Below are 21488 nucleotides of genomic sequence, written 5' to 3' on the forward strand. Positions count from 1 at the left end.
ATGACCAAGCTCACCAAACTTCGAATTTTTCTGACACTGGGCGCGCTCATTGGCATCGCGCCGGTCACCTACTCCTTCATCGGGGCCACGCTGTTTTTGGCAGTAATGCTCTTCAAGGTGCCGGAGTTTGTGGTACCCGTCTTCTTGATTTCCACGTTCGGTCTGTGGGGGTGCTGGAAGGCCTATGCGGCAGCCATGGTTCGCGAGCCGAAACTACCCAAGGACAGGCGAGTTATGGCTGCAGTCATCATTGCGCTGGTCTGGGGGCTGATCTTGGCAGGGGGCTTGGGCTGGGTCAGCGAATTGAATGAACTGGAGTGGTATTCAGTTTTTGTGTTGTTCTACCCAATGCCTGGTTTGACTGCGGTGGTCATGCTCCTTGTGACTCACCGAAGAGCGCGCCAGGCTTCAGAAGAGGGTATTGTGGCAGCAGCTGAATGAGGCCTCTTCAGTTTTCTCGGGGCACGGGTGGAAAAAGAGAAATGAGCGCTGACTGGCATGCCGCCCACTCTGCCCAGCCCTGAATTTTGACTGCCACCGCGTTACAAGCTGTTACATCGAACAGCCGGAAAAATCAGATTTAACCCCTTTCCTGTAGGGCATTTCCCAAAGATACTGCCGCCGCCCATTTTTCGTTGCACATGGCCAATGTGGATTCTAGTCTCGGCCGGTCGCTGCCAATTCAGCGACCGGTTTTGACAGACCGTCTTCGTTGTCCACATGTGCACACTGTTATGGTGGCTGTACGTGCGGGCACCCTCTGGTGCGCCGAGTGCCAACGTCTCGGTCTGTCAACCCGCGTACAGCTGCCACCTCATTGTTTGACAGCAAGGCCGTGGTAGCTCCACCGTTCGACGTTGGAGTTTCATCATGCTCAAGATCGTTCCCGATCCGCCTCACAATCCCCACTCCCTCGAAGACACACTGATGATGGCTGCCGACTACGCGCTCTGCGCCGAAGTCGTTGCCCAACACGCGATGTTGATGCAGCCGAAATCACCCGTGTCCGTGATGATCATGACCTCGATGCACGAGCTCGATGCCCTGCGCAAATTGCTCGAGTCAGCACTGGCCCAAATACAAAAGCCAGCCGACCCGCAGACGCTGCATTAATCCTCATCATGATCTGCCTGGCCTGGCTCTTTCACGGGCTAGCTCTCTCGCACAGCACCGCCCCTGAGGTTGTAGACGCCCCTCAGACGCCCGGTGAAACCTGTGGGAGTCCGGCTTGCCGGCGATGGGGCCAGCCCAGGCAGCTACACCTTCAGGGAGATCAAAAAATGGCCACCGAAGAAACCGCATTCACCGCCGGCAAAACCACCTTCTACCAAGGTGAAAACCAGACCCACCCCCTGTTCCGCATCGAGCCCGGCATCCCTTGCCAAAGCGCCCGCGAACAGGCCTCGGAACTGATGGGCTATGCCCGCGACCTGACCATCGACGGCCTGATGGAAGACAAGCCCCAGCTGCTGTGGGCCTCGCACTACCTCTGCGCCCTGGCCAAGGCCCTGCTCGATGATGCCGAACTGGGCATGATGAAAACCCCGTGAACACACCCCTACCTGCAGGCCCACGCCGCCCTCCCGAAACCGTGCTGAACGGTAGTAAGGCACGTGCAGTTCGCCCACAATCAGGCACTGAGTTAAACCTGGGACGCACCGCATGCTCACCACCCTCGCCATCGGCAACTACCGCTCCATCAACCACCTTGTGTTGCCTTTAAGCCAACTCAACCTGGTGACCGGCGCCAACGGCAGCGGCAAATCCAATCTGTACAAAGCCCTGCGCCTGCTCGCCGAGACCGCCCAGGGCGGCGTGATCGAAGCGCTTGCCCGCGAAGGCGGGCTGGATTCGACCTGGTGGGCTGGGCCAGAGATGAGTGCGCGCATGAAGCGCGGTGAAGTGCCCATCCAAGGCCAGCATCCGAGCGAGGCCAAACGCCTGCGCCTGGGCTTCGCCACCGAGGATTTCGGCTTTGCCATCTCGCTGGGCTTGCCGATACCCCTGCCCTATCCCACCGCATTCATGCTCGACCCCGAGATCAAGTGCGAAGCCATCTGGGGCGCTGGGGCTTATCGCCCATCGTCCTTATTGGTTGAGCGCAAGAACGCCATGGTTCGTGCGCGGGAAGGCAATAGTTGGACGGTGCTCGATCAACATGCCGACAGCTGCGAGAGCTTTTTCAACATCGTGGGCCGGCCACGGCAGGCGCCGGAGATTGGTGAGCTGCGGGCGTTCATCAACAGCTGGCGCTTCTACGATCACTTCCGCATCGACCGCGACGCACCCTGCCGCCAACCGCAGCTGGGGACGCGCTCGCCGGTGCTGCATCATGACGGGCGTAACCTTGCCTCGGCGTTGCAGACCATCATCGAGATTGGCGAGGTTGAAGACCTGATAGCGGCACTGGATGACGCGTTTCCCGGTAGCCGCTTGGAGATTGATGCGCCGCCGGGTGGGCTGTTCAGCGTGCGGCTGCATCAGCATGGGCTGTTGCGCCCGCTGGGTGGGGGTGAATTGTCGGATGGTACGTTGCGTTATCTGTTGTTGATGGCTGCGTTGCTGACGCCACGGCCGCCGTCACTGATGGTGCTTAACGAGCCGGAAACCAGCTTGCATGCCGACCTGCTGCCTGCGCTGGCGCGGTTGATCATTCGCGCTTCGAGGCGGAGCCAGGTTTGGGTGGTGTCGCACAGTGCGCCGCTGATTGAGGCGCTGTCGGCGTGTGACGGGTGCAATGTGCTGGAGCTGGAGAAGGTTCAGGGGCAGACACAGCTACGCGGGGTTGGGTTGCTGGATGAACCGCTGTGGCGGTGGGTTGACTGACCACGACGGCACCCAGCCTCAAGCCCCGAATGCCAAGGCGTGCAACGCAGGAGCTGGCCGCTCCTGCGCGCTCCCTATCGCACTGGATGCCTTGGTGCCCTACCTTCGAGCACCGCCGCCAGTTCGGCCGCTGCGGTACGCGCCATCAACGCACGTGCCTCGACGGTGGCGGAACCAATGTGCGGCAAGGCAACCACCTGGGGCAAGGCCAGCAATGGCGAACTCGCGGGCAACGGCTCTAGCTCGAACACATCCAGCCCAGCCGCGCGGATCTGCCCTTCGGCCAGCGCCTTTAGCAGCGCGCGCTCGTCGACCACCGCGCCACGGGCAATGTTGACGAACACGGCATCGGCGCGCATAGCGGCGAACTGCGCGCGGCCGAACAGGTGATGGGTGGCCGCACTCAGCGGCACGCAGACGCAGACGAAGTCCGCCTCGCCCAGCAACTGCATCAGCGGCACACGCCTTGCCGCAAACTCCGCTTCATACTCGGGCTTGGCGCTGTTGCCGCTGTACAGCACCGGCATGCCAAAACCAAAGTGCGCGCGCCTGGCCACGGCCGCACCAATCCGGCCAAGGCCGACGATGCCCAAGGTCTTGCCGTGTACATCCATGCCGAAGCGCGAGGCATCGATGCCCTGAGTCCAGCCGCCGTCACGCACCAGTTGCGCCAGCTCGCATGCGCGTCGCGCGGCCATCATCAGCAGCATGAACCCGGTATCGGCGGTGGTTTCGGTCACCGCATCGGGGGTATTGGTCAAACAGATGCCGCGGTCGCGCAGATAGCCCAAGGGGTAGTTGTCGAAGCCAGCAGACACGCTGGCAATCACCTTGAGCGAAGGCGCGTGGTCGAGCAGCTCAGCATCCAGCGGTAATGTACTGCCGATCAGTCCGTCGGCAGTGGCCAAGGCCGCAAGGAAGCCGTCGCGGTCAGCCAACGGCTGGTCGAAACGCCGGAAGTGGTAACGCTGTTCGAGGTCGGCCAGCACCTCGGCGCTGGAAATAGGCCCGAAAGAAACGACACGTTGCATGCAACCTCCTCAGTGGGTGCGCGATTCAGGTTGAACCGCATACAAGCGGCGTGGCACGGCCCAGACAATCAGCACCACCGCCAGCAGGCTGACCGCCGTCAGCAGCCACAATGCGGGCGTCGCCGAGCCGCTGACATCGCGGACCTTGCCCACCATGTAAGGCGCAATGATGCCGCCGAGCTGGCCGATCGAGTTGATCAACGCGATACCCGCCGCTGCGGCCAACCCGGCCAGGTATTTCGGCGGTAAGGTCCAGAAGATCGGCATCCAGGCGATGATCCCGGTCATGACAAGGCTCATGCCCAGCATCAGTACCAACAGCTGGGCGTTGAAACCGGCACACAAGGCATAGCCAACGGTAGTCATGGCTGCGCAACCCGCCATGTGCCAGCGGCGCTCGCCGCGCAGGTCGGAGCTGCGGCCGATCAGCAGGTTGCCCACCACTGCCAACAGGTACGGGATCATGGTCAGCAGGCCGATATCCAGTGCATCGTCCACCCCAGCGTTGCGAATCAACTGGGGCATCCAGAACAGTAACCCGGTCAGCGCCATGACCAGGCACAGATAGATCGCCGACAGCGCCAGCGAAGCGGGCTCACGCAGAATCGCCCTGATCGAGCTGCCACCGCTGGGCTTGGGCTCGGCGTCCAGACGCTCTCGCAGGTAGCGTTTCTCTTCGCCGTCAAGCCACCGGGCATCTTCGATGCGATCAGTGACCAGCCACAGTACCAGTAGGCCGAGCAGCACCGATGGCAGGCCTTCGAGTAGGAACAGCCACTGCCACCCGGCCAGGCCGTTTACCCCGTCGAAGTGGCCGAGGATAAACCCGGCCAACGGACCGCCAACGATGCCGCATAGGCAGATCGAGCTCTTGAAATAGGCGTTGATGCGCGCACGGCGGTCGCTGGGGTACCACTGGGTGAAGAAGTACAGCACGCCGGGCACGAAGCCGGCTTCCATGACACCGATCAGAAAACGCAGTACGTAGAACCAGGTTTCGCTGGTGACGAACATCATTGCCGCCGAGGTCAAACCCCAACTGATCATGATGCGGGCAATCCAGATACGTGCGCCGATGCGGTGCAGCAGCACGTTGCTCGGTACCTCGAACAGGAAGTAGCCGACGAAGAACAGGCTCGCACCCAACCCGTACACAGCGTCACTGAAACCCAGCGCGCTTTGCATCTGCAGCTTGGCGAAGCTGATATTGACCCGGTCTAGGTAGGCGAACAGGAAACACACGATGAACAACGGCACAATGCGCCAGCTGATCTTGCGAAACAGACGACTATCCAGTGACTCCCACGCGACCTGGTCGGCGGGCAGGGAACGACTCGGCATGGCTGCAACCTCTTTTTGTTGTTTTACGGTGTCGGTCGAAAGCCCGCCGGGGCATAGCCCGGCGGGTATACAGCGCTAGCACCCTGCCTCAGCTCAGCGCATCACGGCTGTGCTGGCCGTCGACCAGGCGTTGCAGGCCCAGTGGATTGGCGTTTTTCAGGGCGTCAGGCAGCAGCGCATCCGGGTAGTCCTGGTAGCACACCGGGCGCAGGAAGCGGTCGATGGCCAGGGTGCCGACCGAGGTACCACGGGCATCGGAGGTGGCCGGGTAAGGCCCGCCATGCACCATTGCATCGCACACCTCGACGCCAGTCGGGTAGCCGTTGACCAGCAGGCGGCCGGCCTTGCGCTGCAGCAGCGGCACCAGCGCGGCAAAGCGCTGGAAGTCCTCCGGTTCGGCGATCAGGGTGGCGGTCAGTTGCCCATGCAGGGCTTGCAGGGCGCGGCGCAGTTCGGCTTCGTCGGCCACTTCGACCACCACCGTGGCTGGCCCGAAAACCTCCTCCTGCAGCAGCTCGTCGCCGTTGAGCAGCAAGCTCACATCAGCCTGGAACAGCTGTGCCCGGGCCTGGTCGCCAACCTGCTCGGCACCGGCCAGATGGCGCACGCCCGGGTGTTGCTGCAGGCGCTGTACGCCGCTGGCATAGCTGCGCAAGGTACCGGCATTGAGCATGGTCTGCGCTGGCTGGTCGGCCATTTGCGCAGCCAGTGCCGCGACGAAGGTGCCGAACGCTTCACCGGCAATGCCAATGACCAACCCGGGGTTGGTGCAGAATTGCCCGCAACCCAGTACCACCGATGCGGCGAGTTCCTTGGCCACCTGCTCGCCGCGGGCCTGCAGCGCCGCAGGCAACACCAGCACCGGGTTGATGCTGCTCATTTCGGCGAACACCGGGATCGGCTGCGGGCGCGCTGCGGCCAGGTCGCACAGGGCACGGCCGCCCTTGAGCGAACCGGTGAAACCGACCGCCTGGATCGCCGGGTGGCGCACCAACGCTTCACCGACACCGGCGCCATAGATCATGTTGAACACGCCAGCGGGCATGCCGGTAGCCACCGCCGCACGCTCGATGGCTTCAGCCACCAGCTCGGCAGTGGCCATATGGCCGCTGTGGGCCTTGACCACTACCGGGCAGCCGGCAGCCAGTGCTGCGGCGGTGTCGCCGCCGGCCGTGGAGAACGCCAACGGGAAGTTGCTGGCGCCGAACACGGCCACCGGGCCAAGGCCGGTGCGGTACTGGCGCAGGTCAGGGCGTGGCAGTGGCTGGCGCTGTGGCTGCGCGCGGTCGATGCGCGCCCCCAGGTAGTCGCCACGGCGCAGTACCTTGGCGAACAGGCGCATCTGGTTGCTGGTGCGGCCACGCTCGCCCTGGATGCGTGCAGCCGGCAGCGCAGTTTCGCGGCACACCGTGGCGACGAAGCTATCGTCCAGCGCGTCCAGCTGGTCGGCAATGGCCTCCAGAAACTGCGCGCGGCGCTCTGGCGCCAGGGCGTTGTATTCGGCAAATGCTGCTTCGGCGGCCTGGGCGGCGGCGGCCACCTCCTCAGGGGTGGCCTGGGTGAAGACCACCGGCAATGCTTCGCCGGTGCGTGCATCCAGGCTTTGCAGGCGTACGCTGCCGGCAGCGCTGCGCTGGCCGCCAATGAAGTTGCTTCCAGACATGGTTGACTCCTGTAACAAAGAAAGAGGGCTCAGTGGCGCATGGCGGTCAGTCAGGGCAGAGGGGGCCGCGCAAAATCTTGAGGTTTGCGCGGTACCTGTGGGAGCTGGCTTGCCGGCGATGGACCGCACAGCCGTCCCGACTTCATCGACTGACCGGCAACACGCTCAAAGGCTTTTCACTACACCTGGGCGACGCTGCCCGGACGCTGCGCCAATACCATTGCGCAGCGGCTGGCCAAAGGCATCGAGGCTGACCTCGAAGGTATCGCCCGGGCGCGCCTGAACGCCGTCGGCAAACGACAGCGTGGCGGTGCCGAAATAGTGCACATGGATATCGCCAGCACGCAGGAACTGGTCGTACTTGAAGTGGTGGAACTCGAGGTTCTCGAAGCTGTGGCACATGTTCTGCTCACCCGACAGGAACGGCTTGCTCCACAGCACCTGGCCATCGCGCAGGATGCGGCTGGTACCTTCCAGGTGAGCCGGCAATGCCCCAAGGCGCAGCTCCGGGCCGAAGCTGCAGGCGCGCAGCTTGGAATGCGCCAGGTACAGGTAGTTGCGCCGCTCCATCACATGGTCGGAAAACTCGTTGCCCAAGGCGTAGCCGAGGCGGTATGGCGTGCCGTCGCTACCGATCAGGTACAGCCCGACCAGCTCCGGCTCTTCGCCGGCATCTTCGGCAAAGGCCGGCAGCGGCAGGTCGGCGCCGGGGCGCACGACGATGCCGCCGTCGCCCTTGTAGAACCACTCCGGCTGCGCGCCCTCCTCGCCCGCTGGCGGCCGACCGCCCTCCAGGCCCCACTGGAACATGCGCATGCTGTCAGTGACGGCGCCTTCGGCTTGCTGCTGGTGCATCTTGTCGCGGGTGGCGGCGCTGCCCAGGTGAGTCAGGCCGGTACCGGTCACCAGGCAGTGGGCAGAGTCCGGGTGGTCCAGCGGTGGCAGTACGCGACCTTCGGCCAGCAGGGCCAGGTAGTCATGGCGCTCGCCCAGCCCGGCGGCCTGCACTTCGCAGGCCAGGTCACGGCCAGCGGCTATGGCCTGCAGGGCCAGCTCACGGGTGCTGGCGGCGCCCAGTACTTCAAGGGCGTACTCGCCTTCCACCACGCCCACGCGGCGCGCGCCGGCGGCGGTTTCGAATTGGATCAGTCGCATGCTTGTGCTCGCTTGTCGGTTGCAAAGGTTAGCGGGAGGCTTCGGCCGCCCGCGTGGAAGCCAGGCGCTGGCGGCGCTCCAGGCGGTTGTAGACCACGCCCGTGAGCAGCACCCCGCACAGCATCACCAGCGCCAGGAAATACAGGCCCGACGACAGCTGCCCGGTGTACTCCTTCAGCGCGCCGATGCCGAACGGGCCCAGGTAACCGCCGAGGTTGCCGATCGAGTTGATCAAGGCGATGCCCGCAGCAGCGCTGGCACCGGAGAAGAACCGCCCCGGCAGCGTCCAGAAGATGGCCGTGCAGGAGAACAGCGCGAACGCCACCAGGCACAGCGCGGCCAACTGCAGCACCGGTACCGTCAGCCAGGCGCTGAAGAACAGGCCGACGGCACCCAGTGCGTACAGCAGGCCCAGATGGCCATAGCGGTCGTTCAGGCGGTCGGAGCTTCGCGGCACGATCAGCAGGCCGATGATGCCGAACAGGTAGGGCACCGCCGAGACAAAACCGGTGACCAGGTCACTGCCGCCAAACTGGTGGATCAGCGTTGGCAGCCACAGGCCCAAGCCATAGATGCTCAGGGTCATCGGCAAGTAGAACAGCGCCAGCAACAGCACCCGGCCATCTTTAAGGGCATGCAGCGGGTTGCCATGGCGGGTCTGGCCGAACTCGCGCAGGTCGTTGGCCAACTGCTCCTGCAGCCAGTTGCGTTGCTCGTCGCTGAGCCAGCGCACCTTGGCAGGGCCGTCCGGCAGCAGGCACAAGGTGGGCCAGGCCAACAGCACTGCCGGGGTACCGATACAGATGAACAACCACTGCCAGCCATGCAGGCCGTAGATGCCCTCAAGCCCCAGCAGCGCACCCGAAAGCGGCCCGGTGATCAGCATGGCCAGCGGCTGCGAGAGAATGAAAAAACCGAGGATCTTGCCGCGATGGCGCACCGGGTACCACTGGGTGATGTAGTACAGCACCCCCGGGAAGAAGCCCGCCTCAGCGGCCCCCAGCAAGAAACGCATCACATAAAAGCCGTTGGGCCCGGTGACAAACGCCATGCCGACAGTGATCGCGCCCCAGGTCAGCAAAATGCGGGCGAACCAGCGACGTGCACCGAAGCGGTCGAGCAACAGGTTGCTCGGCACTTCGAAAAGAAAATAACCGATGAAGAACAGCCCGGCGCCAAGGCCATATGCCGCGTCACCCAGGCCTATGTCGGCGCCCATGTGCAGCTTGGCAAAGCCCACCGCCGAACGATCGACATAGGCCACAAGGTAAAGCAGAACCAGAAAAGGGATGAGTTTCAGTGTGATCAGGCGGACGAGCCGCTGCTCCTGAATCATGGCGATGTCTCCAATTGTTCTTGTAATGGGCACAGCACCTGGCCGGGGCTTTTTGGCAGACCGCTAACCTGGCGAATCGATCATATAGTATTACTATTTAAAACAACAACCCTTCACAGATGCCTTTTTAGCCGCTAGAGTCAGCCTCATAACGACAAATAGTAATACTAATTAGGTGCCCCGCTTATGTCTGATAACAAACGCCCCCTGCGCTCCGCCCAATGGTTTGGTACCGCCGACAAGAACGGCTTCATGTACCGCAGCTGGATGAAGAACCAAGGCATCCCCGACCACGAATTCCAGGGCAAGCCGATCATCGGCATCTGCAACACCTGGTCGGAGCTGACCCCGTGCAACGCCCACTTCCGCAAGATTGCCGAGCACGTCAAAAAAGGCGTGCTGGAGGCTGGTGGCTTCCCGGTGGAGTTCCCGGTGTTTTCCAGTGGCGAGTCCAACCTGCGCCCTACCGCCATGCTCACCCGCAACCTGGCGAGCATGGATGTGGAAGAAGCGATCCGTGGCAACCCGGTGGACGCCGTGGTGCTGCTGACCGGCTGCGACAAGACCACCCCGGCGCTGCTGATGGGCGCCGCCAGCTGCGACGTGCCGGCGATCGTGGTCACTGGTGGGCCGATGCTCAACGGCAAGCACAAAGGCAAGGACATTGGCGCCGGCACCATCGTCTGGCAGATGCACGAGGCCTATAAGGCCGGCCAGATCGACCTCAACGAGTTCCTCTCGGCCGAGGCCGGCATGTCGCGCTCGGCGGGCACCTGCAACACCATGGGCACCGCCTCGACCATGGCCTGCATGGCCGAAGCGCTGGGTACCTCGCTGCCGCACAACGCCGCCATCCCGGCGGTGGATGCCCGCCGCTACGTACTCGCCCATCTGTCAGGCATGCGCATTGTCGACATGGTGCGCGAAGACCTGCGCCTGTCGAAGATCCTCACCCGCGAAGCCTTCGAGAACGCCATCCGCGTCAACGCCGCCATCGGTGGTTCGACCAACGCAGTGATCCACCTCAAGGCGATTGCCGGGCGCATTGGCGTAGACCTGCAACTGGAAGACTGGACCCGCGTCGGCCGCGGCACACCGACCTTGGTCGACTTGCAGCCATCGGGCCGCTTCCTGATGGAAGAGTTCTACTACGCCGGCGGCCTGCCCGCAGTCATCCGCCGCCTGGGCGAGCATGGCCTGCTGCCCAACCCCACCGCACTGACCGCCAACGGCAAGAGCCTGTGGGACAACTGCCAGGCCGCGCCGCTGTATGACGAAGAAGTCATCCGCCCGCTCGACAAACCGCTGGTGGCCGATGGCGGCATCTGCATCCTGCGCGGCAACCTGGCGCCCAAAGGCGCGGTGCTCAAGCCGTCGGCGGCCACCCCAGCGCTGATGCAGCACCGCGGCCGCGCCGTAGTGTTCGAAAACTTCGAGGACTACAAAGCGCGCATCAACGACCCTGAGCTGGACGTGGACGCCAATTCGGTGCTGGTGATGAAATACTGCGGGCCCAAGGGCTACCCGGGCATGGCCGAGGTCGGCAACATGGGCCTGCCCGCCAAGCTGCTGGCCCAGGGCGTGACCGACATGGTGCGCATCTCCGACGCCCGCATGAGCGGTACTGCCTACGGCACCGTAGTGCTGCACGTGGCACCCGAGGCTGCTGCGGGCGGCCCATTGGCAGCCGTGCGCGAAGGTGACTGGATCGAGCTGGACTGCAAGGAAGGCCGGCTGCACCTGGACATTTCTGCCGAGGAACTGGCTGGCCGCCTGGCCGACCTGCAAGCACCGCCACAGTTGATCAGTGGCGGTTATGCGAAGCTGTATCTGGACCATGTGATGCAGGCTGACGAAGGTTGCGATTTCGACTTCCTGGTTGGCTGCCGTGGCGCGGCGGTGCCCAAGCATTCGCACTAACCAACTCTCAACACCTCCCCCCGGTAGGAGCGGCCTTGTGTCGCGAAAGGGGTGCGCAGCGCCCCCACAATTCATGCATCAGGCTGATATTGCCGGGGGCGCTGCGCACCCCTTTCGCGACACAAGGCCGCTCCTACACATCCCACGCATACCTTGAAGCAGTGCAAACCGATGGCTGCAACTGCCTGCATGACACCTGCCCCACAGGCCCCCCGCCACCCACTAATGCTATGATGCCCACCTCGCTCGAAGGACCTCCCGCGCCCCCCATGAACTACCGCCAGCCCACCACGCGCAAAAGCATGCACGCCACCCTGGTCCAGGACCTCGGCCTGCAAATCGTATCCGGCCAACTCGCACCCGGGCAAAAGCTGCCCTCCGAGGCCAGCCTGTGCGAAAGCTACGCGATCAGCCGGCCGGTGTTCCGCGAAGCGATGCGCGCCCTGACCGCAAAGGGCCTGGTCGAAGCCCGCCCACGGGTCGGCACATTGGTAAGGCCCCGCCATGACTGGCACATGCTCGACCCCGACGTGCTGCACTGGCTGATGCAGGCCACCCCGCAAAAGGACTTCTTCAACACCCTGTCCAGCGTGCGCTGGGTTATCGAACCCGCCGCCGCCGCGCTGGCCGCCACCAACGCCACCCCCGAGGATGTCGAGTCGATCGCCGAGGCCTACCAGCGCATGGAAGCCGCGCGCACCCATGAAGAGCGCCTGCAACCCGACCTGGACTTCCACGCCCGCATCGCCGACGCCACCCACAACGACCTGTTGGCCTACCTGTGCAACATGCTCTCGATGGCCCTGCGCGAATCGGTGCGCTATTCCAACCAGCGGCCGAACTTCAACCAACTCGCCCTGCCCCGGCACAAGGCGATTCTCACGGCTATCCAGAACGGCGACGCGCTGGGTGCACGGCATGCTTCGCTGGTGCAGCTTGAAGATGCGCGTGTGGCGTTGAGCAAGGTGTTGGGGCAAGACCCGACTAGCTGAAGCAAAGCTGCTGATTGCTGGCGCTGGTTACCCAGTACAAGGGGCGGTGGAGTCAGTTGCAGGCAAGGAACTCCCATCGTGCGCATTTCTCACTAGGCACAACCCTGAATTTCGGCTGCCTGCACTTACAAGCTGTTACAGCGAGCACCTGAAAAGATCAGATTTAACCCCTTTCCTGTAGGGTATTTCCCAAAGATACTGCCGCCGCCTGTTTTTCGTTGCGGTCGTTTTATCAGCATCTTAGTCTCGGCCAGTCGTTGCATATCAACGACTAGCTTTGACAGGCTGATGACGACCAAACACGCAGCGATGCCTATGGCGGCTGTGTGTGGGGCACCCCGTGTGCGCCGGTTTGGTCTTCACCGGTCTGTCAACCCATACACAGCTGCCTCCACTTGTTTGACAGCAAGCGCTGGTCGCTTCATTGAGGACCAAATAATGCTGAAGATAGTGCCCGATCCACCCCACAGTCTCCACGCCCTCGAAGATACGCTGATGCTGGCTGCAGATTACGCACTTTGCGCCGAAGCCGTGGCCCAGCAGGCGATGATGATGCAACCCAAGTCGCCCTCCTCCTTGTTGATCATGACCTCCATGCACGAGCTCGAAACCTTGCGCAAATTGCTTGAGGTCGCGTTGGCGCAAGTGCAAATGCCGACAGAGCAAGGAACGCTGCACTAAGCCGCATCACGTTAAGTCTGGCCTGGTTCTTTCGAAGGCTAGCGCCCCCACACGGCACCGCCCCTGAGGTTGTAGACGACCCTCAGGGGCCCGGTGAACTTGTGGGAGCCCGGCTTGCCGGCGATAGGGCCAGCCCAGGCACCCGTATTTTCAGGGAACCAACTCATGCCGAAAGACAGCACAACCGAAAAAACCACACCCGGCAAAACCATGTTCTATCAGGCAGAAGGCCAAACTCAGCCGCTGTTCTGCATCGCACCTGGTATCCCCTGCCAGAATGCCAGGGAGCAAGCCTCAGAGTTGATGGGCTGTGTGCGTGACCTGACCATAACCGGCTTGATGGAAGACAGCCCGCAATTGATCTGGGCATCCTACTACCTAAGTGCTCTGGCAAAGGCGCTGCTCGATGATGCCGAGCTGGGGATGCAGCAGTAGATATTCGAGTGCCGCTACTGGCCTCTTGGAAGGGGCCAGTTCAAGTCGAAACGATTGCGGAAAATCACTCATGACGGCAGCTAAACACAAAGGCGACCAGATCGGCACGCCGCGTCGCAACATGTTCACCATCGCACCGGGAATACCGCCCAGCTACGCCATCGAGCAAGCAACCAAGTTGATGGACTGTGCACGGCATTTGAATATCACCGGCGTGATGATTGGCAACCGACAGATGATCTGGGCTTCGTATCACCTGAGTGCGATGGTCAGGGCGCTGTTGGAAAAGATTGAGCTGAACCTGAAGAGGTGAATGGGAACGATCGCTTGAAGCTGAAACTAAACTATCTCGAAAGTTGAGCCAAAATTCACGCATAAAAAAATCCAGTTACTAGATAGTAACTGGATTTTTGGGGATTTTTGGTCGGGACGGAGTGATTCGAACACTCGACCCCTTGCACCCCATGCAAGTGCGCTACCGGGCTGCGCTACGCCCCGACTACATTCTCATAACATCTGAGAACGATGAGAAATCTACCCTAACCTTTTGATAAATGGAAGCTTTTTTTCAAAAAATTCCATTCATCGGCTCTAGCTCACTTCTTCAACACCACCAGCACATCCTCCAACTCAACAATCATCTGCCGAATCAGCTGCTTGTACTGGCTTGACTCATCCTTCACCTCATCACTGGAGAGCCGCAACCGCGCCCCGCCAATGGTGAACCCCTGGTCATAAAGCAGCGCGCGAATCTGGCGGATCATCAGCACGTCTTGGCGCTGGTAATACCGCCGATTGCCCCGCCGCTTCACGGGGTTGAGCTGAGGGAACTCCTGCTCCCAATACCGCAGCACGTGTGGCTTTACGGCACACAACTCGCTGACTTCACCAATGGTGAAGTAGCGTTTGCCCGGTATGGGGGGCAGTTCGTCGTTATGGCTTGGTTCCAGCATAGGCCTCAACCCGGGCCTTCAACTTCTGCCCTGGACGAAAGGTGACGACGCGCCGTGCGGTGATCGGGATCTCTTCCCCTGTTTTGGGGTTGCGGCCCGGCCGCTGGCGTTTGTCGCGAAGGTCGAAGTTGCCGAAACCGGACAACTTGACCTGCTCGTTCTCTTCAAGTGCGTGCCGAATTTCTTCAAAAAACAGCTCGACCAACTCCTTGGCCTCACGCTTGTTAAGCCCCAGCTCCTCGTACAGCCTTTCGGCCATCTCAGCTTTCGTCAGAGCACCCATGCCGTTATTTCCTTAACGTGGTGTTCAACCTTTGTTCAAGCGAGGTGAGGATGTTTTGCAGGGTAGTGTTCACCTCATCGTCGTTAAGAGTGCGCGATGGATGCTGCCAGGTCAAGCCGACGGCCAGGCTTTTTCTATCAGGATCAATACCTTTACCCTGGTAGACGTCAAACAGCCTGAGGTCTGTAAGCCATTCGCCTGCATTGTCACGAATTACTTCAAGCACGGCGCTGGCGGCCACGTCACGGCCAGCGATCAGGGCCAGGTCGCGACGGGTTTCCGGGAACTTGGAGAGTTCGCTGAATTTCGGCAAGCGGCCTTCGACCACATCACCCAACACCAGCTCGAAGACGTACACCGGGCGGTCCAGGCCCAGGGCCTTGGCAACTTCCGGGTGCAGGGCGCCGAGGTAGCCGACTTCCTTGCCGTCGCGCTGGATGACAGCGGTCTGGCCTGGGTGCAGGGCGGGGTGTTTGCCGGCGGCGAAGGTGAAGTCGCTCAGGGCGCCCGAGTAGCCCAGCAGGGCTTCGACGTCTGCTTTCACATCGAAGAAGTCGATGCTGTCACGGCCGTTGGCCCAGCCTTCTGGCAGGCGGCTGCCGGTGACAACGCCGGCGATCATGGGCTGCTGCTCCAGGTCACCCAGCTGGCCGACGAAGCGCAGGCCGCTTTCGAACAGGCGCACGCGGTCTTGCTGGCGGTTGAGGTTGTGCTGCATGGCTTTGACCAAGCCCGGCCACAGCGAGGCGCGCATGGCGGCCATGTCGCTGGAGATGGGGTTGGCCAGCAGCAGCAGCGGCTCTACGCCTGGGGTGAACAGCTCGAACAGCTTCGGGTCGATGAAGCTGTAGGTGATGGCTTCCTGGTAGCCGCGGGCGACCAGCAGGCGGCGCAGGTTGGGCAGCTCACCGCGGGTTTCCGGGTTGGCCTTGGGCGCCAGGCGCGCTTGCGGGTAACGCACAGGCAGGCTGTTGTAGCCGTACAGGCGGGCCAGCTCTTCGATCAGGTCGACTTCCAGGCTGATGTCGAAGCGGTGGCTTGGCACCTTGACGGTCCACTCCCCTGCCCCGTTGGCCGTGGTGGTCAGCTCCAGGGCGTTGAGCATCTGCTCGACCTGGGCGGCCTGCAGCTCCATGCCGAGCATCTGGGTGATGCGTTCGGCGCGCAGGGTCACCGGGGCGACTTGCGGCAGGTGCTGTTCGCTGACGGCTTCGATGATGGGGCCGGCTTCGCCGCCGACAATCTCCAGCACCAGTGCGGTAGCGCGCTCCATGGCTTCGCGGGCCAGTTGCGAGTCGACGCCGCGCTCGTAGCGGTGCGAGGCGTCGGTGTGCAGGCCGTAGGAACGGGCCTTGCCGGCAACGGCGATCGGCTCGAAGAAGGCGCTTTCGAGGAACAGGTCGCGGGTTTTTTCGGTGTTGACGCCGCTGTGCTCGCCACCCATCACGCCGGCAATGGCCAGGGCGCGGGTGTGGTCGGCGATGACCAGGGTGTCGGCGCGCAGGGCGACTTCCTGGCCGTCGAGCAGCACCAGCTTCTCGCCCTCTTCGGCCATGCGTACGCGGATGCCGCCGTTGATTTCGGCGAGATCGAAGGCGTGCATCGGTTGGCCGAGCTCGAGCATCACGTAGTTGGTGATGTCAACGGCGGCGTCGATGCTGCGCACGTCGCTGCGGCGCAGGCGTTCAACCATCCACAGCGGGGTGGGCTTGCTGAGGTCGACGTTGCGGATGACGCGACCCAAGTAGCGTGGGCACACGGCCGGGGCGCTGACTTCGACCGGGCGCACTTCGTCGTGGGCAGCCGGTACGGCCGGCACCACCGGGCGGGTGACCGGGACGTTGTACAGGGCGCTGACGTCGCGGGCCAGGCCAGCCAGCGACAGGCAGTCACCGCGGTTGGGGGTCAGGCCGATTTCGATGCTGGCGTCGTCCAGGTTCAGGTACTGACGAATGTCTTCGCCTACCGGGGCGTCGGCAGCCAGTTCGAGCAGGCCGTCGTTTTCTTCGCTGATCTGCAGCTCTGCTGCCGAGCACAGCATGCCGAACGACTCGACGCCGCGCAGCTTGGCCTTCTTGATCTTGAAGTCGCCCGGCAGTTCGGCGCCGATCATGGCGAACGGGATTTTGATGCCCGGGCGCGCATTGGGGGCGCCGCAGACGACCTGGAAGGTTTCCTGGCCGTTGCTGACCTGGCAGACGCGCAGTTTATCGGCGTCGGGGTGTTGTTCGGTGGCGAGGATTTCGCCCACGACGATGCCACTGAACTGGCCGGCAGCGGGGGTTACGCTGTCGACTTCAAGGCCGGCCATGGAAAGGCGGGCGACCAGTTCGTCACGGGAGACTTGCGGGTTTACCCAACCGCGCAGCCACTGTTCACTGAATTTCATGCTGTTCTCCTGAAAGTTGCGTCGATTGGGCCTAGCGGAATTGGGCTAAGAACCGCAGGTCGTTGTCGAAGAACAGACGCAAATCGTTGACGCCGTAGCGCAGCATGGCCAGGCGCTCGGCGCCCATGCCGAAGGCGAAGCCCTGGAATTCTTCAGGGTCGATGCCGGACATGCGCAGCACGTCCGGGTGCACCATGCCGCAGCCCAGCACTTCCAGCCAGCCGGTTTGCTTGCACACGCGGCAGCCTTGGCCGGAACACATCACGCACTGGATATCGACTTCGGCGGACGGCTCGGTGAAGGGGAAGAACGACGGGCGGAAGCGCACGGCCAGTTCTTTTTCGAAGAACACGCGCAGGAACTCTTCGATGGTGCCCTTGAGGTCGGCAAAGTTGATGTCGCGATCGATCAGCAGGCCTTCGACCTGGTGGAACATCGGCGAGTGGGTGATATCCGAGTCGCAGCGGTAAACGCGGCCCGGGCACACAATGCGGATTGGCGGCTGGGTGGACTCCATGGTCCGCACCTGCACCGGCGAGGTGTGGGTGCGCAGCAGCATGTTGGCATTGAAGTAGAAGGTGTCGTGCATCGCCCGGGCCGGGTGGTGGCCGGGGATGTTGAGCGCTTCGAAGTTGTGGTAGTCGTCTTCGACCTCGGGGCCTTCGGCGATGCCGTAGCCGATGTGGGTGAAGAACTGCTCGATGCGTTCGAGGGTACGGGTGATCGGGTGCAGGCCACCGGTGGCCTGGCCACGGCCTGGCAGGGTCACATCAATGCATTCGGCGGCCAGGCGAGCGCTGAGTTCGGCTTCTTCAAAGGCTGCCTTGCGTGCGTTGAGCACTTCGGTGACGCGCTCTTTGGCGTCATTGATCAGCGCGCCGACTTTCGGGCGCTCTTCGGCTGGCAGGTTGCCCAGGGTCTTCATCACCTGGGTCAGTTCGCCTTTTTTGCCAAGATACTGAACCCGGATCTGTTCCAGGGCATTGATGTCTTCAGCGCGCTCCACGGCCTCAAGGGCTTGGGAGACCAGCGCGTCCAGGTTTTCCATGTACAGACTCCAGATACGAAAATAGGGGAAGAGCTTTGAAGGCTCTTCCCCTATCGATGACGTTTTACACCCGACAGCGCAGAACGCTGCCGGATGATTGTCGTGGGTACTTAAGCCAGAACGGCTTTAGCTTTCTCGACAATTGCAGCAAACGCCGCTTTTTCGTTCACTGCCAGGTCAGCCAGAACCTTACGGTCGATTTCGATCGACGCCTTTTTCAGGCCAGCAATCAGACGGCTGTAAGACAGACCGTTGGTGCGGGCACCGGCGTTGATACGAGCGATCCACAGTGCGCGGAACTGACGCTTCTTCTGGCGACGGTCGCGGTAGGCGTATTGGCCTGCCTTGATGACTGCCTGCTTGGCTACGCGGAATACGCGCGAGCGTGCACCGTAGTAACCTTTAGCCAGCTTCAGAATTTTTTTGTGACGCTTACGAGCGATAACGCCGCGCTTTACACGAGCCATGAGTAACTTCCTCTATCTTTGACCAGAATTAACGAACGCGCAGCATGCGCGCGACTTTCGCGACGTCAGACGGGTGCAGCAAGCTGCTACCACGCAGTTGACGCTTACGCTTGGTCGACATTTTGGTCAGGATGTGGCTCTTGAAAGCGTGCTTGTGCTTGAAGCCGGTAGCGGTCTTCAGGAAGCGCTTTGCAGCACCGCTCTTGGTTTTCATTTTTGGCATGTTGGAACTCCGCATTCGATAAAATTACACATAATCATCAGGCCTGCCGTGCCCGGGAGATTACTTCTTTTTCTTGGGGGCGATGACCATCATAAGCTGGCGTCCTTCCATCTTCGGATGCTGCTCAACGGTGCCGTATTCGGCGAGGTCAGCTTCAACCCGCTTCAACAGCTCCATGCCCAGCTCCTGGTGGGCCATCTCACGACCACGGAATCTCAGAGAGATCTTGGCCTTGTCCCCATCGGTAAGGAAACGTACCAGGTTGCGTAGTTTTACCTGGTAATCCCCATCCTCCGTCCCTGGACGAAACTTGATTTCTTTGATCTGGATCTGCTTCTGGTTTTTCTTGGCTTCGTTAGCCTGCTTCTTCTTTTCGAAGAGGTGCTTGCCGTAGTCCATGACCTTGCAGACAGGCGGTAACGCGTCTGCAGAGATTTCAACCAGGTCCAGCTTCGCTTCATCAGCGATACGCAGCGCTTCATCAATCGAGACGATGCCAACCTGCTCGCCGTCTGCGCCAATTAACCGAACCTCGCGGGCCGAGATATTCTCGTTGATCGGGGCCTTCGGTGCAGCACGTTTATCGTTTCTCATTTCACGCTTAATAGTCATTACTCCGATTCTTGGCGACCACGCCGGGAAACCGCATGTGTCAGAAGCTCAACGAACTGGGCGACGGGCATGGAGCCCAGGTCTGCACCTTCGCGAGTACGCACAGCGACGGTTTGCGTTTCGACTTCGCGGTCCCCTATAACCAAAAGGTACGGGACCTTGAGCAAAGTATGCTCGCGGATTTTAAAGCCGATCTTCTCATTTCTCAAGTCCGACTTGGCACGGAAACCGCTACCGTTCAGAGATTTCTCAACCTGAAGGGCGAAATCGGCCTGTTTGTCGGTGATGTTCATGATCACGGCCTGGGTCGGTGCCAGCCACGCCGGGAACACGCCGGCATAGTGCTCGATGAGCATGCCGATGAAGCGCTCGAACGAGCCGAGGATGGCGCGGTGCAGCATCACCGGGCGCTTGCGCGCGTTGTCTTCGGCGATGTAGCTGGCGTCCAGGCGCTCTGGCAGGTTCGGATCGTACTGCAGGGTACCACACTGCCAGTTACGGCCCAGGCAGTCGCGCAGGGTGAATTCGATTTTAGGGCCGTAGAAGGCACCTTCACCTGGCTGGTATTCCCATTCCAGGCCGGATTCGTTCAGGGCGTCGGCCAGTGCACCTTCGGCGCGGTCCCACAGCTCTTCGGAACCCACGCGCTTGGCGGGGCGGGTGGAGAGCTTCATGGCGACGTCGGTGAAACCGAAGTCCTTGTACACGTCCAGGGTCAGCTTGATGAAGTCGGCGGCTTCTTTCTTCACCTGGTCTTCGGTACAGAAGATGTGCGCGTCGTCCTGCACGAAGCCACGTACGCGCATGATGCCGTGCAGGGCGCCGGAAGGCTCGTTACGGTGGCAGGCACCGAATTCGGCCAGGCGCAGCGGCAGGTCGCGGTACGACTTCAGGCCCTGGTTGAACACCTGCACGTGGCACGGGCAGTTCATCGGCTTGACCGCGTAATCACGGCTTTCCGACGAGGTGGTGAACATGTTTTCGGCGTAGTTGGACCAGTGGCCGGAACGCTCCCAGAGGATGCGGTCGACGACTTGCGGGGTCTTGATTTCCGAGTAGCCGTTTTCGCGCTGGACCTGGCGCATGTACTGCTCGAGCACCTGGTAGACGGTCCAGCCGTTGGCGTGCCAGAACACCATGCCTGGCGCTTCTTCCTGCAGGTGGAACAGGTCGAGCTGCTTGCCGATCTTGCGGTGGTCGCGTTTTTCGGCTTCTTCGATGCGCTGGATGTAGGCAGCCAGCTGCTTCTTGTCAGCCCAGGCGGTACCGTACACGCGCTGCAGCTGCTCGTTCTTGGCATCGCCACGCCAGTAGGCGCCGGACAGCTTGGTCAGCTTGAATGCCTTGAGGAAACGGGTGTTCGGCACGTGCGGGCCACGGCACATGTCGACGTATTCTTCGTGGTAGTACAGGCCCATGGCCTGCTCGTCGGGCATGTCCTCGACCAGGCGCAGCTTGTAGTCTTCGCCACGGGCCTTGAACACGTCGATGACTTCGGCGCGCGGGGTCATCTTCTTGATGACGTCGTAGTCTTTTTCGATCAGCTGCTGCATGCGCTTTTCGATGGCGACCAAGTCTTCAGGGGTGAAGGGGCGCTCGTAGGCGATGTCGTAATAGAAGCCTTCGTCGATGACCGGGCCGATGACCATCTTGGCGGTCGGGTACAGCTGTTTCACTGCGTGGCCTACCAGGTGGGCGCACGAGTGACGGATGATCTCCAGTCCCTCTTCATCTTTAGGGGTGATGATCTGCAGGGTGGCGTCGTGGGTGATCAGCTCGCAGGCGTCGACCAGCTTGCCGTCGACTTTGCCCGCAACGGTGGCCTTGGCCAGGCCGGCACCGATCGAAGCGGCGACATCGGCTACGGATACCGCGTGATCGAACGCGCGTTGACTGCCATCGGGAAGAGTAATAGTGGGCATGGCGCCTCCTCTCCTAGTGGTGACCCCTACCAAAGGTCACATGGGTTGGGATGAGCCAGTACAAGATCCGACCTGCCTTCCTTGAAGGAAGCCTGCCTCACAGTGGCAGGAGCCTTTCGGCTTGCCAGGGGGACCTGAGTGACTGGAAAGTAAAAAGATAGTTGCACGCTGCACGTGTGCAGGTGCAAGCCGGGCATGCTAGCACGGGGGT

22 protein-coding genes and 1 tRNA gene are annotated in these 21488 nt (G+C 61.8%); 9 read left to right on the forward strand and 14 right to left on the reverse strand.

The genetic code is table 11. From position 1 onward, the window contains the following. The 4 genes from ACMGGN_RS12155 (at nt 1) to ACMGGN_RS12170 (ending at nt 2826) form a co-directional block, all read left to right on the forward strand. Entirely contained in the window at nt 1-441 is a 441-nt protein-coding gene (locus tag ACMGGN_RS12155; RefSeq protein WP_251962311.1) for a hypothetical protein, read from the forward strand. Between the two features lie 429 nt (nt 442-870). Continuing rightward, on the forward strand, nt 871-1113 hold the full coding sequence (locus ACMGGN_RS12160; RefSeq protein ID WP_254467535.1) for a hypothetical protein: 243 nt from the start codon (nt 871-873) through the stop codon (nt 1111-1113). 167 nt (nt 1114-1280) lie between these two features. Then, nucleotides 1281-1550 carry a DUF3077 domain-containing protein gene (locus ACMGGN_RS12165; protein ID WP_414156805.1) on the forward strand — a complete coding sequence of 90 codons (270 nt, stop codon included), beginning with the start codon at nt 1281-1283 and terminating at the stop codon, nt 1548-1550. Between the two features lie 112 nt (nt 1551-1662). Then, entirely contained in the window at nt 1663-2826 is a 1164-nt protein-coding gene (locus ACMGGN_RS12170) for an AAA family ATPase (RefSeq protein ID WP_012313891.1), read from the forward strand. Between the two features lie 74 nt (nt 2827-2900). On the opposite strand, the gene ACMGGN_RS12175 is transcribed toward ACMGGN_RS12170, so the two are convergent. The 5 genes from ACMGGN_RS12175 to ACMGGN_RS12195 form a co-directional block, all read right to left on the reverse strand. Continuing rightward, the gene (locus ACMGGN_RS12175) at nt 2901-3857 is read right to left on the reverse strand and encodes a 2-hydroxyacid dehydrogenase (protein WP_012313890.1); all 957 of its coding nucleotides are present in this window, start codon (nt 3855-3857) and stop codon (nt 2901-2903) included. A gap of 9 nt (nt 3858-3866) precedes the next feature. After that, complete coding sequence (locus ACMGGN_RS12180) at nt 3867-5198, reverse strand: MFS transporter (RefSeq protein ID WP_174141685.1); 1332 nt, start codon at nt 5196-5198, stop codon at nt 3867-3869. Nucleotides 5199-5286: 88 nt separating this feature from the next. Further along, nucleotides 5287-6861, reverse strand: coding sequence for an aldehyde dehydrogenase (NADP(+)) (locus ACMGGN_RS12185; RefSeq protein ID WP_237860468.1), 1575 nt, complete (start codon nt 6859-6861; stop codon nt 5287-5289). Between the two features lie 165 nt (nt 6862-7026). After that, complete coding sequence (gene araD1 / locus ACMGGN_RS12190) at nt 7027-8016, reverse strand: AraD1 family protein (RefSeq protein WP_251962309.1); 990 nt, start codon at nt 8014-8016, stop codon at nt 7027-7029. A gap of 28 nt (nt 8017-8044) precedes the next feature. Further along, complete coding sequence (locus ACMGGN_RS12195) at nt 8045-9352, reverse strand: MFS transporter (RefSeq protein WP_414156806.1); 1308 nt, start codon at nt 9350-9352, stop codon at nt 8045-8047. A gap of 186 nt (nt 9353-9538) precedes the next feature. On the opposite strand from ACMGGN_RS12195, the gene ACMGGN_RS12200 reads away from it, so the two are divergent. The 5 genes from ACMGGN_RS12200 to ACMGGN_RS12220 all read left to right on the forward strand — a co-directional run bounded on the left by ACMGGN_RS12200 (nt 9539) and on the right by ACMGGN_RS12220 (nt 13693). After that, nucleotides 9539-11272, forward strand: coding sequence for an IlvD/Edd family dehydratase (locus tag ACMGGN_RS12200; RefSeq protein ID WP_012313885.1), 1734 nt, complete (start codon nt 9539-9541; stop codon nt 11270-11272). A gap of 269 nt (nt 11273-11541) precedes the next feature. Continuing rightward, nucleotides 11542-12264, forward strand: a complete 723-nt coding sequence (locus ACMGGN_RS12205; RefSeq protein WP_046787111.1) for a FadR/GntR family transcriptional regulator — start codon at nt 11542-11544, stop codon at nt 12262-12264. Between the two features lie 438 nt (nt 12265-12702). Continuing rightward, nucleotides 12703-12945 carry a hypothetical protein gene (locus ACMGGN_RS12210; protein WP_346640119.1) on the forward strand — a complete coding sequence of 81 codons (243 nt, stop codon included), beginning with the start codon at nt 12703-12705 and terminating at the stop codon, nt 12943-12945. 165 nt (nt 12946-13110) lie between these two features. Then, nucleotides 13111-13380 carry a DUF3077 domain-containing protein gene (locus ACMGGN_RS12215; protein ID WP_046787113.1) on the forward strand — a complete coding sequence of 90 codons (270 nt, stop codon included), beginning with the start codon at nt 13111-13113 and terminating at the stop codon, nt 13378-13380. Nucleotides 13381-13450: 70 nt separating this feature from the next. Beyond that, the gene (locus tag ACMGGN_RS12220) at nt 13451-13693 is read left to right on the forward strand and encodes a DUF3077 domain-containing protein (protein WP_174141679.1); all 243 of its coding nucleotides are present in this window, start codon (nt 13451-13453) and stop codon (nt 13691-13693) included. 108 nt (nt 13694-13801) lie between these two features. On the opposite strand, the gene ACMGGN_RS12225 is transcribed toward ACMGGN_RS12220, so the two are convergent. From ACMGGN_RS12225 to thrS, 9 genes are all read right to left on the reverse strand, one after another. After that, nucleotides 13802-13878, reverse strand: a tRNA-Pro gene (locus tag ACMGGN_RS12225). Nucleotides 13879-13976: 98 nt separating this feature from the next. Next, nucleotides 13977-14333, reverse strand: coding sequence for a MerR family transcriptional regulator (locus ACMGGN_RS12230; protein WP_008100384.1), 357 nt, complete (start codon nt 14331-14333; stop codon nt 13977-13979). Continuing rightward, nucleotides 14314-14616, reverse strand: a complete 303-nt coding sequence (gene ihfA / locus ACMGGN_RS12235; RefSeq protein WP_003250679.1) for an integration host factor subunit alpha — start codon at nt 14614-14616, stop codon at nt 14314-14316. Before ihfA ends, ACMGGN_RS12230 begins: the two co-directional genes overlap by 20 nt. A gap of 4 nt (nt 14617-14620) precedes the next feature. Continuing rightward, nucleotides 14621-17005, reverse strand: coding sequence for a phenylalanine--tRNA ligase subunit beta (pheT, locus tag ACMGGN_RS12240; RefSeq protein ID WP_414156807.1), 2385 nt, complete (start codon nt 17003-17005; stop codon nt 14621-14623). Nucleotides 17006-17036: 31 nt separating this feature from the next. Beyond that, nucleotides 17037-18053 carry a phenylalanine--tRNA ligase subunit alpha gene (gene pheS / locus ACMGGN_RS12245; protein ID WP_046787172.1) on the reverse strand — a complete coding sequence of 339 codons (1017 nt, stop codon included), beginning with the start codon at nt 18051-18053 and terminating at the stop codon, nt 17037-17039. A 110-nt stretch (nt 18054-18163) separates the two neighbouring features. Then, nucleotides 18164-18520: a 50S ribosomal protein L20 gene (rplT, locus tag ACMGGN_RS12250; RefSeq protein WP_003250671.1), complete on the reverse strand. Its 357-nt coding sequence runs from the start codon at nt 18518-18520 to the stop codon at nt 18164-18166. A gap of 28 nt (nt 18521-18548) precedes the next feature. Continuing rightward, on the reverse strand, nt 18549-18743 hold the full coding sequence (gene rpmI, locus ACMGGN_RS12255; protein ID WP_012313865.1) for a 50S ribosomal protein L35: 195 nt from the start codon (nt 18741-18743) through the stop codon (nt 18549-18551). 60 nt (nt 18744-18803) lie between these two features. Next, nucleotides 18804-19355 (reverse strand): translation initiation factor IF-3, encoded by a 552-nt coding sequence (gene infC, locus ACMGGN_RS12260; RefSeq protein ID WP_174141673.1) that lies wholly within the window; start codon nt 19353-19355, stop codon nt 18804-18806. Further along, a complete protein-coding gene (gene thrS, locus ACMGGN_RS12265) occupies nt 19355-21277 on the reverse strand; it encodes a threonine--tRNA ligase (RefSeq protein ID WP_046787173.1) in 1923 nt (640 codons plus the stop codon). Before thrS ends, infC begins: the two co-directional genes overlap by 1 nt. Nucleotides 21278-21488 lie beyond the last annotated feature (211 nt).

It is taken from the genome of Pseudomonas sp. BNK-30 (assembly GCF_047456185.1).
GTDB lineage: Bacteria > Pseudomonadota > Gammaproteobacteria > Pseudomonadales > Pseudomonadaceae > Aquipseudomonas > Aquipseudomonas putida_E.

What these genes read in the sequence shown, in the direction of transcription:
- ACMGGN_RS12165 (WP_414156805.1), top strand. Translation starts at nt 1,281, where the DNA reads ATGGCCACCGAAGAAACCGCATTCACCGCCGGCAAAACCACCTTCTAC.
- ACMGGN_RS12195 (WP_414156806.1), bottom strand. Translation starts at nt 9,352, where the DNA reads ATGATTCAGGAGCAGCGGCTCGTCCGCCTGATCACACTGAAACTCATC.
- ACMGGN_RS12155 (WP_251962311.1), top strand. Translation starts at nt 1, where the DNA reads ATGACCAAGCTCACCAAACTTCGAATTTTTCTGACACTGGGCGCGCTC.
- ACMGGN_RS12220 (WP_174141679.1), top strand. Translation starts at nt 13,451, where the DNA reads ATGACGGCAGCTAAACACAAAGGCGACCAGATCGGCACGCCGCGTCGC.
- ACMGGN_RS12230 (WP_008100384.1), bottom strand. Translation starts at nt 14,333, where the DNA reads ATGCTGGAACCAAGCCATAACGACGAACTGCCCCCCATACCGGGCAAA.
- ACMGGN_RS12160 (WP_254467535.1), top strand. Translation starts at nt 871, where the DNA reads ATGCTCAAGATCGTTCCCGATCCGCCTCACAATCCCCACTCCCTCGAA.
- araD1 (WP_251962309.1), bottom strand. Translation starts at nt 8,016, where the DNA reads ATGCGACTGATCCAATTCGAAACCGCCGCCGGCGCGCGCCGCGTGGGC.
- ACMGGN_RS12185 (WP_237860468.1), bottom strand. Translation starts at nt 6,861, where the DNA reads ATGTCTGGAAGCAACTTCATTGGCGGCCAGCGCAGCGCTGCCGGCAGC.
- ACMGGN_RS12210 (WP_346640119.1), top strand. Translation starts at nt 12,703, where the DNA reads ATGCTGAAGATAGTGCCCGATCCACCCCACAGTCTCCACGCCCTCGAA.
- ACMGGN_RS12170 (WP_012313891.1), top strand. Translation starts at nt 1,663, where the DNA reads ATGCTCACCACCCTCGCCATCGGCAACTACCGCTCCATCAACCACCTT.
- pheS (WP_046787172.1), bottom strand. Translation starts at nt 18,053, where the DNA reads ATGGAAAACCTGGACGCGCTGGTCTCCCAAGCCCTTGAGGCCGTGGAG.
- ACMGGN_RS12215 (WP_046787113.1), top strand. Translation starts at nt 13,111, where the DNA reads ATGCCGAAAGACAGCACAACCGAAAAAACCACACCCGGCAAAACCATG.
- thrS (WP_046787173.1), bottom strand. Translation starts at nt 21,277, where the DNA reads ATGCCCACTATTACTCTTCCCGATGGCAGTCAACGCGCGTTCGATCAC.
- pheT (WP_414156807.1), bottom strand. Translation starts at nt 17,005, where the DNA reads ATGAAATTCAGTGAACAGTGGCTGCGCGGTTGGGTAAACCCGCAAGTC.
- rpmI (WP_012313865.1), bottom strand. Translation starts at nt 18,743, where the DNA reads ATGCCAAAAATGAAAACCAAGAGCGGTGCTGCAAAGCGCTTCCTGAAG.
- ihfA (WP_003250679.1), bottom strand. Translation starts at nt 14,616, where the DNA reads ATGGGTGCTCTGACGAAAGCTGAGATGGCCGAAAGGCTGTACGAGGAG.
- ACMGGN_RS12200 (WP_012313885.1), top strand. Translation starts at nt 9,539, where the DNA reads ATGTCTGATAACAAACGCCCCCTGCGCTCCGCCCAATGGTTTGGTACC.
- infC (WP_174141673.1), bottom strand. Translation starts at nt 19,355, where the DNA reads ATGACTATTAAGCGTGAAATGAGAAACGATAAACGTGCTGCACCGAAG.
- ACMGGN_RS12205 (WP_046787111.1), top strand. Translation starts at nt 11,542, where the DNA reads ATGAACTACCGCCAGCCCACCACGCGCAAAAGCATGCACGCCACCCTG.
- ACMGGN_RS12175 (WP_012313890.1), bottom strand. Translation starts at nt 3,857, where the DNA reads ATGCAACGTGTCGTTTCTTTCGGGCCTATTTCCAGCGCCGAGGTGCTG.
- rplT (WP_003250671.1), bottom strand. Translation starts at nt 18,520, where the DNA reads ATGGCTCGTGTAAAGCGCGGCGTTATCGCTCGTAAGCGTCACAAAAAA.
- ACMGGN_RS12180 (WP_174141685.1), bottom strand. Translation starts at nt 5,198, where the DNA reads ATGCCGAGTCGTTCCCTGCCCGCCGACCAGGTCGCGTGGGAGTCACTG.